Genomic DNA, 14,193 nt, shown 5'->3' with positions numbered 1-14,193 from the left:
CGTCCCGCTAGGACGACGAGGACCACTGCACCGACAGGCCGGTGACCGCTCGTTCCGTGCGGACCTCCATCGCCGTGCCCAGGATCGTCGCCCGGTCGACCACGATCGCCTGGTCGTCGAGGCCGTAGGTGACCCGGTCGGAGACGAACACCGGCGTCCCCGCGGGTGAGCGCAGCAGGTCCGCCACCGGCGCGGTCAGCACCTCCGGGCGCAGCACCTCCGAGGCGCGGTGCACCACGATCCCGTGCCCGGCGATGGCCGCGTACAGGGAGGTGTCGCTGAGGTCCGCCGCGCGCAGCTCGGCGCCGGCCGGGGAGCCCACCCAGGAGAGCTGGTGCACCGCGGGCCGGCCGGCCAGCAGCCGCAACCGTTCCAGGCGCAGGGCGCGGCCGGTGCCCAGGTGCGCCGCCACCCAGGCCGGTGCGCGGTGCATGGCCTGGTCGAGGATCTCCGTGCTGACCGTGTGGCCCTGGGCGCGCAGATCCTCGGCCAGCCCGCGCAGCGAGTCCAGCCGGTAGGTGGCCTTCGGCGACGCGACGAAGGTGCCCCGGCCGGGCTGCTGGGAGAGCAGGCCGTCGTCCTCGAGCTGCCGCAGCGCCTGCCGCAGCGTCACGAGCGTCACCCCGTACGCGGCGCTGAGCTCCTTCTGCGGCGGCAGCGCCGATCCCGGCGGCAGTTCGCCGCCGCGGATCTTCGTGGTCAGGTCAGCCGCGATGACCTGATATTTCGGCGTGCGGCGTTCCAGGAGACACCCCCAGGTCGAGTGCGGCGCGGTAGGCCGCGACGTCGGCGCCCAGCGCACCGGCCGTGGCTCCGTCGAGAACCCTACGCATCAGCGCCGACGCGATCACCGCCCCGTCCCCGGCGCGTCCCGCCTCGGCCGCCTGCGCCGGGGTCGACACCCCGAAGCCGATCACCACCGGCAGGTCGGTGACCGCCCTGACCCGGGCGGCCAGGGTCGCGGCCGAGGCGGCGAGGGTGGTGCGCTCGCCGGTCGTGCCCATGACGCTGATCGCGTACACGAAGCCGCGGCTGCGCGCACCGATCAGCCGCAGCCGGTCGTCGGGGGTCGAGGGCGCGGCGAGCAGCACCAGGTCGATGCCGGCGGCCGCCGCCTCGGCCTCGAGGCCGGCCGACTCGTCGAGCGGCAGGTCCGGCACGATCAGGCCGGACACCCCGGCGGCGGCGAGCGCGGCGATTCCGGCCCGCAGGATGATGTTCGCGTACGTCATGACGACGATCGGCACCCGCAGCGGCGTGCCCGCGATGTCCGCGAGGATGGAGTCCACCGTGGCGCCGCGGGCCAGGGCCCGGTCGGAGGCCTCCTGGATGGTGGGCCCGTCGAGCATCGGGTCGGAGAACGGCAGGCCGACCTCGATCGCGTCCGCACCGCCCTCCTGGTAGGCGAGCAGCAGGTCGGTCCAGTCGGCGGTGATGCCGCCGGTCACGTAGGGCACGAGCAACGGCCGCCCGGCCGCGCGCAGCGCGTCGCCGAGTCCGGGTGCGTGGGGGGTCAACGCAGGCCCTCCATCAGCTGGGACATGTCCTTGTCGCCGCGGCCCGAGAGGGTCAGCAGCACCGTCGAGCCGGTCGGCAGCTCGGGAGTGCCGGCCGCGCGCAGCACCCACGCCACGGCGTGCGCCGATTCGAGCGCGCAGATGATGCCCTCCCGCTCGGCGAGGCGGCGCACCGCGACCAGCACCTCGTCGTCGGTGACGGTCACATAGGCCGCGCGGCCCAGGCCGCCCAGGTGCGCGTGCTCGGGTCCGACCCCGGGGTAGTCCAGGCCGGCCGCGATCGAGTGCGCCTCGGCGATCTGGCCGTGCCGGTCCTGCAGCACCAGCGAGCGCGAGCCGTGCAGCACGCCGGGCTCGCCCTCGGACACCGCCGCCCCGCCGGCCGCCTCGACGCCGACCAGGCGGGCATCCGTGTCGACGAAGCCCGCGAACGTGCCGGCCGCGTTGGATCCGCCGCCCACGCAGGCGACGACGACGTCCGGGACGCCGCTGCTCAGCTCGCTGGCGGCCTGCCCGCGGGCCTCGTCGCCGATCACCCGCTGAAATTCCCGGACCAGCCACGGGTACGGGTGCGGCCCGGCGACCGACCCGAGGCAGAAGTGGGTGTCCTCGACGGCCGACACCCAGCCCCGCATGGCCTCGTTGGTGGCGTCCTTGAGGGTGCGGCTGCCGCTGGTCACCGGGATGACCTCGGCGCCGAGCAGGTGCATCCGGAAGACGTTGAGGGCCTGCCGCTCGATGTCCCGCTCGCCCATGTACACGGTGGCCCGCAGCCCGAACAGCGCCGCCGCGGTGGCCGTGGCGACGCCGTGCTGGCCGGCCCCGGTCTCGGCGATCAGCCGGGTCTTGCCCATCCGCCGGGCCAGCAGCGCCTGCCCGAGCACATTGTTGATCTTGTGGGAGCCGGTGTGCGCCAGGTCCTCGCGCTTGAGCAGCAGGGTGATGCCCAGCTCGGCGGAGAGGTTGCGGGCGGCGGTGAGGGCGGTGGGGCGCCCGGCGTAGGTGCGGCGGTAGGCGTCCAGCTCCTGCCGGAATCCCGGGTCGACCCAGGCCTCGCGGAACGCTTCGGTGAGGGCGAGGCAGGCGGGGATCAGGGACTCGGGGACGTATCTGCCGCCGAACTCCCCAAAGCGCCCGCCGGCGGTGGGTTCGCGCATGAGCACGGTCACGAGGTGCCTCCAAAGTTCTAGAACTCTTGGCAGAGTGTGTCACAACATTGCCAAGAGTTCTAGAACTTTAGGATTGCGGAACCGCGCAGACGGCCAGGGCCAGCTCGGCGACGAGGTGTGGCGCGTCCGCCGGATCGAGCCGCCCGGCCGCGACGTCGGCTGCCGCGCCGTGCAGGAGGTGGTGCAGGGCGCCGGCCAGCAGGTCCGCCTGGATGTCGGCCCGGAAGACGCCCAGGGACTGGCCTCGGCGGATCAGGTCATGGATCCGTTGTTCCGGCTTGGCGTGCAGCTCCTGCACGCGCCCCGGGGGCAGGGCCGCCAGCGCCGCTTGCAGGACCGAGGCCGCCTGGGCGATCAGCAGCCAGCCGGACTCCATGAGCGCCCGCAGCCCGTCGCGGGGATCGCCGGTGAGATCGACGGCCGCCAGCACCTCGTCCCCCTCGGTCAGCAGCCGGATCATCGTGGCTTCGACCAGCGCCTCCCGGGACGGGAAGTGCGCGTACAGGGTCACCCTGCCGACGCCCGCCTCCTGGGCGATGTCGTTCATGCTCGCCTCGGCGCTGCGTCCGAGGCAGCTGACGGCCGCTTGGACGATCTTCTCGGCGTTCAGGCGCGCGTCCGCCCGGCGGGCCGGCCGGGCAGCGGAGTGAGCCATGCAACTTCCTTAAGTCAAACAGCGGTTGTACGGGTTATGGTACCCGGACCTAAGTTGAACAACGGCTGTACGACTTAACCCGGAGGTGATCCTGTGTCCGAATCCCTGACCGCGACCGATTCGAGCCCCATCCCCGATCCACGACGCTGGCGCGTTCTCGGGCTGGTCGGCGTCGCGCAACTCATGCTCATCCTGGACGTCACCGTCGTGGCGGTCGCCCTGCCCCAGCTGGGCGCGGAGCTCGACCTGTCGCGGGAAACCCTGACCTGGGTGGTCAGCGGCTACACGCTCGCCTTCGGCGGCCTGCTGCTGCTCGGCGGTCGCGCCGCCGACCTGTTCGGCGCCCGCAGGCTCATCCTCGCCGGTCTGCTGCTGTTCGTGGCAGCCTCGCTGACCGCGGGCCTGGCCACCTCCGCGCCGATGCTGCTCACCGGCCGGGTCGCGCAGGGCATGGCCGCCGCCATGCTGTCACCGGCGGCGCTGTCGCTCATCGTCACGATCTTCGACGGCGACGAGCGCAACCGGGCGCTCGGCATCTGGTCCGCCCTCGGCGGCAGCGGCGCCGCCCTCGGCGTTCTGCTCGGCGGGCTGCTGACCGCCGGCCCGGGCTGGGCCTGGATCTTCTACATCAACGTCCCGATCGGGCTCGCGCTGCTCCTCACGCTCCGCGCGCAGCTACCGGCCCGGCCGGCACCCGCCACCCGGGCACGCCTCGACGTTGCCGGCGCGGCCCTGGTGACCGCGGCGACCGCGGCCCTGATCTACGCGCTGATCAGGGCCGGAGACCACGGCTGGGGCACGCTGACCACCGCCGCGCTGCTGGCGGCGTCGGCGGCCCTCTACGCCGCCTTCGTGACGCGTCAGCGCCTCGCCGCCAGCCCGCTGATGAACGTGCGGCTGCTGACCCGCCGGCCCGTGGCGACCGGCACCCTGCTGATCCTCGTCGCGACCGTACTCATGATCATGATGTTCTTCCTCGGCACCTTCGCCCTGCAGGAACACTACGGCTACGGCGCGCTGGCCACCGGCCTGCTCTTCCTGCCCGTCGCGTTGTCCACCATGCTCGGCGCCCACCTGGCCGGCCGCCTCATCGGCCGCACCGGACCGCGGACCCTCGCCGTGGCCGGGCTGGTCGTCGCCGCCGCCGGTCTCGCCGTCCCGGCACTCTGGACCGGGGCCACGCCCATGGTGGCCGGCCTGACACTCGCGGCTGCCGGCACCGGGTCGCTGTTCGTGGTGGCCTCCGCCACCGCGCTCGGCCAGGTGGCGGCGCACGAAGCCGGCCTGGCCTCCGGCATCGTCAGCACGTTCCACGAATTCGGCGCCGCACTCGGCGCGGCGGTCGCCTCCAGCATCGCCGCCGTCAGCATCGCCGGCGCCGGCACCGTGGGGTTCACACGCGGCTTCACCACCGGCGCGATCGTCGCCGTCGTGACCGCCGTCGCCGCGCTCGCCATCACACCGCACTCCCGATCCGGGCAGGCGACCGGCGGGCGACCCGCGGGCCCGCACTGAGCGGGTCCTGACCTCGACGATCCGGAACTGCCGCTAGGAGAATAGGGTTATGACCAGGGAAAACGACCGATACGTGATCCGGCCGGGCCGCGCCTCCGACGCCGTCGAGCTCGCTCGCCTGCACGCATCGGTCCAGCTCCAGTCGGTGACCGGCGGGCAGCCGCACCCTGGCATCGCCGCCTGGGTCGAGGGCCTGCTGGCCGGGCACCCCTCGGTCGCGCCCGGCGACTTCCTCGTCGCCGAGGAGGTCGCCACCGGCCGCCCGGTTGCCGGCCCGGTTGCCGGTCCTGTGGTCGGCCCGGTTGCTGGCCCGGTGGTCGGCTCGGTTGCCGGCTCGGTTGCCGGCCCGGTGGTCCGCCCGGTTGCCGGCCCGGTGGCCAGCCTGGTGGCGCTCCGCCAGGACTGGAGCCTGGCCGGGGTCCGGCTGCCCGTCGTCCAGGTCGAGCTGGTCGGCACGGCGCCCGAGCACCGCGGGAACAGGCTCACCGACCGGCTGCTCGCCGCGCTGCACCAGCGGTGCGCGGCCGACGGCGTGCCGATCCAGATGATCGAGGGGATCCCCTCCTTCTACCGGCGGTTCGGCTACGACTACGCCCTGGCCAACGGCGGCGCCGCCGTGGTGCCCGCCGCCGCGCTGGCGGTCACTGAGCCGGAAGCCGCCGCCGGCCTGACGGTCCGCCCCGCCACTGTCGCCGACGCGGATGCCCTCGCCGGCATCGACCGGCGGCTCGCCGACGGGGACGCCCTGGTCTGCCCGAGGGACGCCGAGGTGTGGCGGTACGAGATCGCCGGGCGCCGTCCGGCGGATCTCGCCCGCCGCGCGGTCGCCGTCCTCGTGCGCGGCGACGAGGTGCGCGGAGACGAGGTGCGCGGAGACGAGGTGCGCGGAGACGAGGTGCGCGGAGACGAGGTGCGCGGAGACGAGGTGCGCGGCTACCTGGTCCACGGCGCCCGGCTCTCCTCCGGCGGCGAGCTGATCACCTTCGCGGCGGCCTGCGAGCGGCCGGCCGAATGGCCGGGGGCCGCCGCCGCGATGCACGCCCACCTCGGTAACGTCGGCCGCTCCTACGAGGCGACGGCGGGTCAGCCGTTTGTCGCGGTCCGCCCCATCCTGGACGCGGACCATCCGCTGGTCCGGTTCGGCCCGCCGGGCGTACCGAAGCGGCCCGGGGCCTGGTACGTGCGCACCGGCGACCCGGTCGACCTGCTCGCCCGGCTGCTGCCGCTGCTGCGGGCTCGCTGGCACGCGGCGGATCTGCGCTGGCCTGAGCCCGCGCTGGTGATCGACCTCTACGGCCGCGCGGCCCGGTTGGGCTTCACCGAGGGTGAGCTGACGACGGTGACAGCGGTGCGCGGCGCGGTCGGCCCGTCCGCCGACCGGGGTACGCACGCCGCCGTCCCGCCCGGTGCCCTGCTCCACCTCGCCCTCGGCCACCGGACCCTGTCCGAGGTGCTCGACGCCTGGCCGGACTGCCTGCTGCGGGACCGCCGCACCGAGCGCTTCCTGACCGCCGCGTTCCCCCGGGTGCCGGTCCGGGTCTGGCCCCGCAACTGACGTTCACACATCACGCAACATCTTCTCGATACCGTGTCGATCATGTGCCGCCCGCCGCCGGTCCCCGGCCGATGACCTGGCAGACCGGGCTCACCGGCTTCGTCGCCGGTCTGCTGATCTCGGTCAGCACGGCGCCGGTCGGCGTGTCCGGAGCGGTGTTTCTGCTCCCTGTCCAGCTCAGCGTGCTGCACGTGCCCAGCCCCGCGGTCACACCCACGAACCTGCTGTTCAACGTCGTCTCCGGGCCCGGTGCTCTGGCCCGCTACCGCCGCAACGGCCAGCTCACCGGCTCGCTCGCGCGGCTGCTGATCGCGGGCACCGTGCCCGGCGTGATCCTCGGCGCGCTCATCCGGGTCTTCGCGATCCCGGGGCCTCGGGTGTTCCGCCTCGTGGCCGCCGCGGTCCTGCTCCCACTCGGGCTCTGGCTCGGCGCCCGCGCCCTGCGCCCCGGCACGCCCGACCGGCCACCGCTGTCCCGGCGGGCCGTCCTGGGCCTCAGCGTCATCACCGGCACCGTCGGCGGGATCTACGGCATCGGCGGCGGCTCGATCCTCGGCCCCGTCCTCGCCGGCCGCGGCACCCCGATGACCCGGATCGCGCCGGCGGCCCTGGCCGCCACCTTCGTCACGTCCATCGTCGGCGCCGGCACGTACGGCATCCTCGCCCTGACCACCACCGGCGACATCGCCCCGCACTGGACGCTCGGCCTGCTCTGCGGAGCGGGCGGGCTCATCGGTGGTCACCTCGGCGCCCGGCTGCAGCCCCACCTGCCCGAGAACGCGCTGCGGCTGCTCCTGGGCACGCTCGCCACCGCGCTCGCCGTGCTCTACCTGATCCAAGGCCTCGCCTAGATGATCTATACCAAGGGATGCGGAACAGCGAACCACAGTGAGGATCTGTGTGGCACTCCGTCCTGCCGGGGTTCCTCGCGGGCACCTTGATCGTGGTAAATCGCCATTCGCCGAACGGTTATCGACCCCGATCAGGCGATCAGGCCCACCGCCCGCTCGGCGCTGCGGCCGGATCTTGTGGCGGCGCGGTTCGTGTCTCGGGTTGGCGAGGGCACGCCTGGGTCAGGCGCTCGCGCCGGCGTAGGAGCGGAGTGAGCGCCGCCAGGCGAGCGTGGCGAGGAGGACAGCGGAGCCTGCTGCGGCAGGTGCGACCAGCAGCATGGCGGGGTTGAGGCGGCCGAGCAGTGCGGCGGCGGGGTAGGTGGTCAGGAACGCGATCGGCACGACGGTGAGGATGGTCTGTACGGGGTTGCGGTACAGGTCGACCGGGAAGCGGGACAGTTCGACGAAGGCGAAGCTGACTCGGTCGAGTTCTTCGGCGGCTACCAGCTTCACGGCGAGTGCCATCATCAGGACGGTCAGGGCGTACATCAGCAACACGGCGCATGTCACCATCCAGGCGAAGGACGCGAGGGCGGTCACGGACGTGCCCCGGCCGGTGAGGACGATCCCGGTGGTGGTGAGTGCCAGGCCGAGCACCGGGTCGAGCAGGGTGTTGACGTTCAGGTGGCGCAGGCTGACCAGGAGTTGCGCGTCGAACGGCTTGATGAGCAGGAAGTCGAGCGTGCCGAGGCGCACGTAGTCGGTCATGCGTTCCAGGTTGGGCTGCAGCACCATCTGGCGTAGGCCGTTGAGGGTGAAGAACAGGCCGATCACGACGAGGACCTCGGCATTGGTCCAGCCGGCCACAGCGCCGGTGTACCGGAAGTAGACCGATGCCCCGGCGACCGCCCACAGCATCCAGAACATGCTGAGGGCGACGTTGGAGACGAAGTTCAGCCGGTACTCCAGCTCGCTGGCCACGGCCGCCCGCCAGCAGATGCTCAGGATGCGGGCGTGGCGGGTCCACCTGGTCATCCGGCCACCGCCTGGTAGCGGCGGACGCCGCGCCGCCAGGTGAGCCGGTACAGCAGGGCGAACACCGCGAGCCAGCCGAGCCCGACCGCGAAGCCGTACAGGGTTTGGCGCACGTCGAGGCGGCCCATCAGCAACTCGACGGGGAAGCCCATCGTGGTGCGGAACGGCAGGATGGCGGCTGCTGTGCGTACCCAGTCCGGCATCAGTGCCAGCGGGGCGACCCAGCCGGAGGTGAACGAGCCGAGGCCCCACCACAGCATCCACGTGTTGGTCGTCTGGGTGCTCCAGAAGCCGATGAGGGCGAATGTCGACGCCATGAGCAGGCTGACCCCGTACGCCAGGATCAGCGCGCCGGCGACGGCGGCGAGCCGGACCGGATCGGCTGGGTAGTCCAGGCCCGGTACGAGCAGCGCGGCGATCGCCAGGGCCGGGGCCAGCATCGTCAGGGACACCAGGCGATGCCCGAGGGCGCTGGTGGCGTACTGGTGGAAGGGGTGCACGGGGCGCAGCAGCCGCACGGACAGGTCGCCGCTGCGCATGTCCGCGTCCCACTGCCACACGACGTGGTCGCCGGAGAGGTTCCACAGCAGCGTCGCCGCCGCGTAGTAGGAGAGGAAGTCGCCGGTGGTCCAGCCCGCCGGTGGCCCGGCCTCGGCGACCACGGTGAGCCACACCGCCATCGTCAGCAGGGGGAAGAAGCCGGTGATCACGCCCAGGATGGTCCGGCCCCGGTAGGTGACGGCCACCAGTGCCGCGCTGCGCACCAGCGGAGGGTAGGCGGTGAGCAGGTCACGCATCGGCGAAGACCGCCCGGATGATGTCCTCGATCGGCGGATCCTCGATCGCGACGTCCTCGACCGGCAGGGTGGTCAGCAGCCGGGCCGCGATCGCGGCCGTTTCGGCGCGCGGGACCAGGAGCGTGACCACCGCGCCGTCCACGGCGGACACTTCGCTGAAGCCCGCCCAGGTGTGCGCCGGTGCGGCCTCGCGCAGGGTGACCCGGACCAGCCGGTGCGGCGAGTGCGTTTCGACCAGCGCGGCGAGGTCGCCGTCGAAGCGCAGGGTGCCGTGGTCGATGACCAGCACCCGGCGGGCCAGCGCGGTCACGTCGGCCATGTAGTGGCTGGTCAGCAGGATGGTCGCGCCGTGCTGGGCGTTGTAGTCGCGCAGGAAGGTGCGCACCGCCGCTTGGCCGTTGACGTCCAGGCCGAGCGCCGGCTCGTCGAGGAAGAGCACGTCCGGCCGGTGCAGCAGCGCGCCGGCGAGCTCGCAGCGCATCCGCTCGCCGAGGCTGAGGACCCGAACCTGCTTGCCGAGCAGGGGTTCGAGGTCCAGCAGGGCGATCAGCTCGGGTGGTCGTCTTGCCGGCACCGTTGGGACCGAGGAAGCCGACCACCTCCCCTTCCGGAATCGTGAAGCTGACCTGATCGACCGCACGGACGGTGTGGTACTCACGCCGCACGAGGGAGCGCAGCGCGGCACGCAGGCCCGGCTCGCGCCGGTGCACCGGGAAATGCTTGGCCAGGTCGCGTACCTCGATCACGGCTCGACCGTCTCGACGGACCCGCGACGGCCGATGCCGAGGCCGGCGCTGGGGTGACCGGTCCGGGAGGCGAGTGTGGCCAGGGTGCTCAGCGGACCGTGCGGCAGTGGCCGCGCCGCCAGGCTGGTGTCCATCGTTACCATCACTTTTTCTCGGTGAGGATTTCGCGGATCAGGTGCTGGTTGGTGGCGGCCAGGTCGGGTTCGGTGTCGATGCTTCGGGCGAGAACCAGCAGCGCCTTCCACAGGGCCCAGCCTCGGGCTCGCGCCCAGGTGCCGTCGTCGAGGCCGATCGCTTGCCGGAATGCTTCGCGGCTCGCGCCGGAGAACATCGTCCAGGCGATCACCAGGTCGCAGGCGGGGTCCCCGACGCCCGAGGTGCCGAAGTCGATGACAGCCGTCAGTTTTCCGTCAGCGACCAGGAGGTTGCCGGAGGCGATGTCGCCGTGGAACCACACCGGCGGCCCGGTCCACGGCGCGGTCAGGGCGGCGTCCCACACGGCGGCGGCACGGGTCGTGTCGATCAGGCCGGTCAACGCGGCCAGACACCGGCGGGTTTCCTGGTCGTAGTGAGCCGGCGTCGCCCCCCGATATGCGCTGTGCTCCCCGGCGACCGGGCCACCGACCGTGTCGCAGCGCTGGAGAGCACGCAGGAAATCGGCCACCGAGATCGCGAACTGCGCCATGTCGGCGATGCGTCCCCGGTCTGCTGTCTCGCCGGGCAGCCAGCCGCGCACGGACCACGGGAAGGGGTAGCCCTCGCCGGGCAATCCGAGGGCGAGGATCGGCGGCACAGCCACCGGCAACTGCGGCGCGAGCCGCGGCAGCCAGTCATTCTCCTTGGCCACCGCGGGGACATAGCCGACGGCGGTGGGCAGCCGCACCGTCATGTCGTCGCCCAGACGGTAGGTCCGGTTGTCCCAACCGTCGACCTCCACCGGACGCACCCGCAGACCGCTCCATTGTGGAAACTGCTCGGCGAGCAGGCGCCGAACCAGTGCGATATCGATGCCGGCACGGCCGTCCGGGGGAGTGGAGATCACGCCGCGATCATCGCCTCGACCGACCTTCCTGGCTAACGAGTTTCACATTCCCCCTTCCGCACGAACTGAGCGGAGCAGCTCCGAACGAGCAGGCAGGTGCGGATCTTGGGGTCGGCTCCGTGCCCGTCGCGATCTGGCACAACTGGCACGCCGGCCAGCCGATCATGCGTTCCCCGGCCGCGTGCGACCACCGGCAGAGATCATCCAGGCCGGAAGGCTAGGCCGACGCGTAGCGCTGGACCAGGGGCAGGAAGAGGTCGTCGACGATCTCGGTGAGCCTTTCCCCGCTCGGCGTGCGCCGGTTGACGACCATGTCGTAGCGCAGCAGGAAGACCGGCAGTTCCAGGACGGTCGCCGGGATGTCGCCCCGGCCGATCTCGCCGCGGGCCGCCGCCCGGGCGAGTACCTGGCGCAGGACGTCGGGCACGGTGGTCGTGAGGCTCTCCGGCACCTCGTCGAGCTCGCTGAGCAGCCCGACCAGCACATCCAGGCCCCCGACATCCGCACGGCCGGCCAGCGTGCTGAGCACCGCGATCACATCGCCGCCGAGACTTCCGGTGTCCGGGACGTCCTCGGCCACCGGCGTCACGTGCGCCCGCAGCGCGGCGAGCACGAGCGCCGCGCGATGGGGCCAGCGCCGGTACAGCACGGCCCGGCTGGTGCGCGCCGCTCTGGCGACGGCATCGATCGTGAATTCCGCATAGCCGGTCCGCTGCAACTCGGTCCAGGCCGCCTCGAGAAGGACGTCTTCGAGGGCGGTCCCGCGGCGACGCTGCGCCGGCGGCATCTTCTCGGCCATGAGCTTAGGGTACACCTGCCTCTTATCGCTGTAAGATACACGCGTATCTTAAGGAGGCATGATGAAAGACCGGACCGCGCGACTCGAGCCCCTGGGCAGACCCCTCGTCCGGCTGGCGCTCGTCGTGGTCATCGGGGGCGTCGCCCCGCTGCTGGACACCACGATCGTCAACGTCGCGCTGCACGCCCTCGGCGCCCAATTCCACAGCCCCGCGACATCCGTCCAGTGGGTGGTGACCGCCTACCTGCTCGCCCTCGGCATCACCATCCCGCTCACCACCTGGGCCACCGCCCGCTTCGGCGCCAAGCGCCTCTGGGTGGCGGGGCTCGTGGTGTTCCTGATCGGCTCCGGGCTGTCCGGGCTCGCCTGGAACCTCGGCGGCCTCATCGCCTTCCGGGCCCTGCAGGGCATGGGCGCCGGAATCATCCAACCGGTCCTGCAGACCATCCTGGTCCGCGCCGCGGGCCCGGCGAAGACCGGCCGGGTCCTGACGATCGTCACCTCGGTCAGCCTGATAGCGCCGGTCGCCGGGCCGCTCGTCGGCGGGCTCATCGTCACCGACGCGAGCTGGCGGTGGGTGTTCGCCGTCAACATCCCCCTCTGCCTGGTCGCGATCCTCCTCGCCGCCCGCGTCGTGCCCGGCGAGAAATCGAACCGACAGGCCGGACTCGACGTTCCGGGCTTTCTGCTGATCGCCGCCGGCACGGTCGCACTCCTCTTCGCCCTCGGCAACGCCACGTCCAACCGCGCGGACGCCGTCGGGACGTTCTACCTGCCCCTCGGTGCCGGCCTGGTGCTCATCGCCGGATTCATCACCTGGAGCCTGTGCCGCGGCGGCCGCGCGCTCATCCCGCTGCGCATGTTCACCGATCGCACCTTCGCGGGTGCGTCCGGGGCGCTGTTCTTCAGCGGGCTCTCCCTCTACGGGGGACTGTTCCTCATCCCGCTCTACTTCCAGGCCGAACGCGGACTCGGCGCCCTCGCCAGCGGCACGATCCTCGCCCTGCAGGGAATCGGCTCGCTGCTGACCCGCTGGGTCGGCGGCATCGTCGACCGCGTCGGCGCCAGGACCATCATCGTCACCGGTATCGCCATCTGCGCCGCGGCCACCATCCCCTTCGCGCTCGCCGGCCCGCACACCAGCTACCTCCTGCTGGCCGCGACGCTCGTCGTCCGCGGGGGAGCGCTCAGTGCCGCCAACATCGCCATCACCGCGGGCGCCTTCAGCCGCCTCTCCCGTGCCAAGGTGCCCGCGGGCTCCGCCGTGATCAGGCTCCTGCAGCAACTCGGCGGATCGGCCGGCACGGCGCTCCTCGCCGCCCTGCTCACCGCCGGCTTCGGTGCCGCCTTCACCTGGAGCATCGCCCTCACGGCCCTCGCGATCATTCCCGCCCTGCTCATGCCGGGGACGGGGGCGCCGAAGGACGACCACGCGCGGCATAATTCACGCGATGCTGAGTTCAGCGGATGATGTACTATCGCCGGCATGGTGACCGTCGCAGCTCATGCCCAGGTGCTGGCCCGGTTCGGGCACGCCCTGTCCGATCCGACCCGCTGCCGGCTGCTGATCGCGTTGCGCGACGGCCCGGCCTATCCCGCCGACCTGGCCGACACGCTCGGTGTCTCCCGCACCAACCTGTCCAACCATCTCGCGTGCCTCCGCGGCTGCGGTCTGGTGGTGGCCGCGCCGGAGGGCCGCCGGTCACGCTACGAGCTCGCCGACCGGCGCCTGGCGCACGCGCTCGGCGACCTGATCGAGCTGACCCTGGCGATCGACCCGGACGCGGCCTGCCCGGTCGACACCGACGGGAGCTGCGCATGACCAACCCACCACGACTCCTGCCCCTGGTGGCCGCGGCGCCGTCGCCCGCGCGACAATCGTTGCTGCGCCGCCGGATCCGGCTGCTGGTCGCCGCCACGATCACCTACAACGTCGTCGAGGCGGTCGTCGCGATCACCGCCGGGACGATCGCCTCGTCCACCGCGCTGATCGGGTTCGGCCTGGATTCGGTGGTCGAGGTCGCCTCCGCGGCAGCGGTGGCATGGCAGTTCAGCGCCGCGGATCCGCACCGGCGGGAGAAGGCCGCCCTGCGGATCATCGGCGCCTCGTTCTTCGCCCTGGCCGCCTACGTCACCGTCGAGTCGGTCCGGGCCCTCGCCGGGGCCGCCGAAGCCGGGCATTCCCCGGTCGGGATCGGCCTGGCGGCGTTGAGCCTGCTGGTGATGCCGATCCTGTCGCACGCGCAGCGGCGGGCGGGCCGGGAGTTCGGTTCCGCCTCGGCGGTCGCCGACTCCAGGCAGACGCTGCTGTGCACGTACCTGTCGGGGGTTTTGCTGGTCGGTCTGATCGTCAATGCCACGCTGGGCTGGTGGTGGGCTGATCCCCTCGCGGCGCTGGTGATCGCGGCGGTGGCGGTCAAGGAAGGCCGGGAGGCGTGGCGCGGTGATGCCTGCTGCGCGCCGGGCGCGGCGCTGCGCGCCGAGCCGGACCGGTCCTGCGCCGACGGCTGCTGCCGGGACGGAGAGTAGG

Annotated in this window: 16 protein-coding genes; 6 read left to right on the top strand and 10 right to left on the bottom strand. The window is 72.5% G+C overall.

Features of this window, described 5'->3' with window-relative positions; genetic code table 11:
* Nucleotides 1–7: 7 nt before the first annotated feature.
* From DMB66_RS00730 to DMB66_RS00715, 4 genes are all read right to left on the bottom strand, one after another.
* Entirely contained in the window at nt 8–802 is a 795-nt protein-coding gene (locus tag DMB66_RS00730) for a GntR family transcriptional regulator (RefSeq protein WP_370318317.1), read from the bottom strand.
* The gene (trpA, locus tag DMB66_RS00725; protein ID WP_233624193.1) at nt 705–1,517 is read right to left on the bottom strand and encodes a tryptophan synthase subunit alpha; all 813 of its coding nucleotides are present in this window, start codon (nt 1,515–1,517) and stop codon (nt 705–707) included. Before trpA ends, DMB66_RS00730 begins: the two co-directional genes overlap by 98 nt.
* Nucleotides 1,514–2,674 (bottom strand): tryptophan synthase subunit beta, encoded by a 1,161-nt coding sequence (gene trpB / locus DMB66_RS00720; RefSeq protein WP_125802037.1) that lies wholly within the window; start codon nt 2,672–2,674, stop codon nt 1,514–1,516. Before trpB ends, trpA begins: the two co-directional genes overlap by 4 nt.
* 79 nt (nt 2,675–2,753) lie before the next feature.
* On the bottom strand, nt 2,754–3,341 hold the full coding sequence (locus DMB66_RS00715) for a TetR/AcrR family transcriptional regulator (RefSeq protein ID WP_125802011.1): 588 nt from the start codon (nt 3,339–3,341) through the stop codon (nt 2,754–2,756).
* A gap of 93 nt (nt 3,342–3,434) precedes the next feature.
* Here DMB66_RS00715 and DMB66_RS00710 point away from each other — a divergent pair, with 93 nt between their 5' ends.
* The 3 genes from DMB66_RS00710 (at nt 3,435) to DMB66_RS00700 (ending at nt 7,262) form a co-directional block, all read left to right on the top strand.
* Nucleotides 3,435–4,856, top strand: a complete 1,422-nt coding sequence (locus tag DMB66_RS00710) for an MFS transporter (RefSeq protein WP_199751624.1) — start codon at nt 3,435–3,437, stop codon at nt 4,854–4,856.
* A gap of 49 nt (nt 4,857–4,905) precedes the next feature.
* Nucleotides 4,906–6,411 (top strand): GNAT family N-acetyltransferase, encoded by a 1,506-nt coding sequence (locus DMB66_RS00705; RefSeq protein ID WP_125802010.1) that lies wholly within the window; start codon nt 4,906–4,908, stop codon nt 6,409–6,411.
* 71 nt (nt 6,412–6,482) lie between these two features.
* A complete protein-coding gene (locus tag DMB66_RS00700) occupies nt 6,483–7,262 on the top strand; it encodes a sulfite exporter TauE/SafE family protein (protein ID WP_125802009.1) in 780 nt (259 codons plus the stop codon).
* A 222-nt stretch (nt 7,263–7,484) separates the two neighbouring features.
* On the opposite strand, the gene DMB66_RS00695 is transcribed toward DMB66_RS00700, so the two are convergent.
* From DMB66_RS00695 to DMB66_RS00675, 6 genes are all read right to left on the bottom strand, one after another.
* Nucleotides 7,485–8,279 carry an ABC transporter permease gene (locus DMB66_RS00695; RefSeq protein WP_125802008.1) on the bottom strand — a complete coding sequence of 265 codons (795 nt, stop codon included), beginning with the start codon at nt 8,277–8,279 and terminating at the stop codon, nt 7,485–7,487.
* Nucleotides 8,276–9,076, bottom strand: coding sequence for an ABC-2 family transporter protein (locus DMB66_RS00690; RefSeq protein ID WP_125802007.1), 801 nt, complete (start codon nt 9,074–9,076; stop codon nt 8,276–8,278). The genes DMB66_RS00695 and DMB66_RS00690 overlap by 4 nt, the downstream gene beginning before the upstream one ends.
* Nucleotides 9,069–9,650, bottom strand: coding sequence for an ATP-binding cassette domain-containing protein (locus tag DMB66_RS00685; protein WP_233624192.1), 582 nt, complete (start codon nt 9,648–9,650; stop codon nt 9,069–9,071). The genes DMB66_RS00690 and DMB66_RS00685 overlap by 8 nt, the downstream gene beginning before the upstream one ends.
* Nucleotides 9,651–9,818: 168 nt before the next feature.
* A complete protein-coding gene (locus tag DMB66_RS60940) occupies nt 9,819–9,956 on the bottom strand; it encodes a hypothetical protein (protein WP_158647096.1) in 138 nt (45 codons plus the stop codon).
* A gap of 8 nt (nt 9,957–9,964) precedes the next feature.
* On the bottom strand, nt 9,965–10,864 hold the full coding sequence (locus tag DMB66_RS00680) for an aminoglycoside phosphotransferase family protein (RefSeq protein ID WP_125802006.1): 900 nt from the start codon (nt 10,862–10,864) through the stop codon (nt 9,965–9,967).
* Nucleotides 10,865–11,081: 217 nt separating this feature from the next.
* Nucleotides 11,082–11,663 (bottom strand): TetR/AcrR family transcriptional regulator, encoded by a 582-nt coding sequence (locus DMB66_RS00675; RefSeq protein WP_125802005.1) that lies wholly within the window; start codon nt 11,661–11,663, stop codon nt 11,082–11,084.
* A gap of 58 nt (nt 11,664–11,721) precedes the next feature.
* Between DMB66_RS00675 and DMB66_RS00670 the strand changes: the two genes are divergently transcribed.
* Genes DMB66_RS00670 through DMB66_RS00660 form a run of 3 tightly spaced genes read left to right on the top strand, consistent with a single transcriptional unit; the run spans nt 11,722 to nt 14,192 of the window.
* Nucleotides 11,722–13,134 (top strand): DHA2 family efflux MFS transporter permease subunit, encoded by a 1,413-nt coding sequence (locus DMB66_RS00670; RefSeq protein ID WP_125802004.1) that lies wholly within the window; start codon nt 11,722–11,724, stop codon nt 13,132–13,134.
* Nucleotides 13,135–13,149: 15 nt separating this feature from the next.
* Complete coding sequence (locus tag DMB66_RS00665) at nt 13,150–13,485, top strand: helix-turn-helix transcriptional regulator (protein WP_125802003.1); 336 nt, start codon at nt 13,150–13,152, stop codon at nt 13,483–13,485.
* Nucleotides 13,482–14,192, top strand: coding sequence for a cation transporter (locus DMB66_RS00660; protein WP_125802002.1), 711 nt, complete (start codon nt 13,482–13,484; stop codon nt 14,190–14,192). Before DMB66_RS00665 ends, DMB66_RS00660 begins: the two co-directional genes overlap by 4 nt.
* Nucleotide 14,193: the final 1 nt, after the last annotated feature.

The sequence above is a fragment of the Actinoplanes sp. ATCC 53533 genome (genome assembly GCF_003947245.1).
Note: the sequence above shows the minus strand (reverse complement) of the source record. Positions and strands in the feature narration are given on the sequence as shown.

Excerpts from the sequence above, each read along its gene's own strand:
- DMB66_RS00700 (WP_125802009.1), top strand. The coding sequence starts at position 6,483 with ATGACCTGGCAGACCGGGCTCACCGGCTTCGTCGCCGGTCTGCTGATC.
- DMB66_RS00670 (WP_125802004.1), top strand. The coding sequence starts at position 11,722 with ATGATGAAAGACCGGACCGCGCGACTCGAGCCCCTGGGCAGACCCCTC.
- DMB66_RS00690 (WP_125802007.1), bottom strand. The coding sequence starts at position 9,076 with ATGCGTGACCTGCTCACCGCCTACCCTCCGCTGGTGCGCAGCGCGGCA.
- DMB66_RS00715 (WP_125802011.1), bottom strand. The coding sequence starts at position 3,341 with ATGGCTCACTCCGCTGCCCGGCCGGCCCGCCGGGCGGACGCGCGCCTG.
- DMB66_RS00660 (WP_125802002.1), top strand. The coding sequence starts at position 13,482 with ATGACCAACCCACCACGACTCCTGCCCCTGGTGGCCGCGGCGCCGTCG.
- DMB66_RS00705 (WP_125802010.1), top strand. The coding sequence starts at position 4,906 with ATGACCAGGGAAAACGACCGATACGTGATCCGGCCGGGCCGCGCCTCC.
- DMB66_RS00695 (WP_125802008.1), bottom strand. The coding sequence starts at position 8,279 with ATGACCAGGTGGACCCGCCACGCCCGCATCCTGAGCATCTGCTGGCGG.
- trpB (WP_125802037.1), bottom strand. The coding sequence starts at position 2,674 with ATGCGCGAACCCACCGCCGGCGGGCGCTTTGGGGAGTTCGGCGGCAGA.
- DMB66_RS00675 (WP_125802005.1), bottom strand. The coding sequence starts at position 11,663 with ATGGCCGAGAAGATGCCGCCGGCGCAGCGTCGCCGCGGGACCGCCCTC.
- DMB66_RS00665 (WP_125802003.1), top strand. The coding sequence starts at position 13,150 with ATGGTGACCGTCGCAGCTCATGCCCAGGTGCTGGCCCGGTTCGGGCAC.
- DMB66_RS60940 (WP_158647096.1), bottom strand. The coding sequence starts at position 9,956 with ATGGACACCAGCCTGGCGGCGCGGCCACTGCCGCACGGTCCGCTGAGC.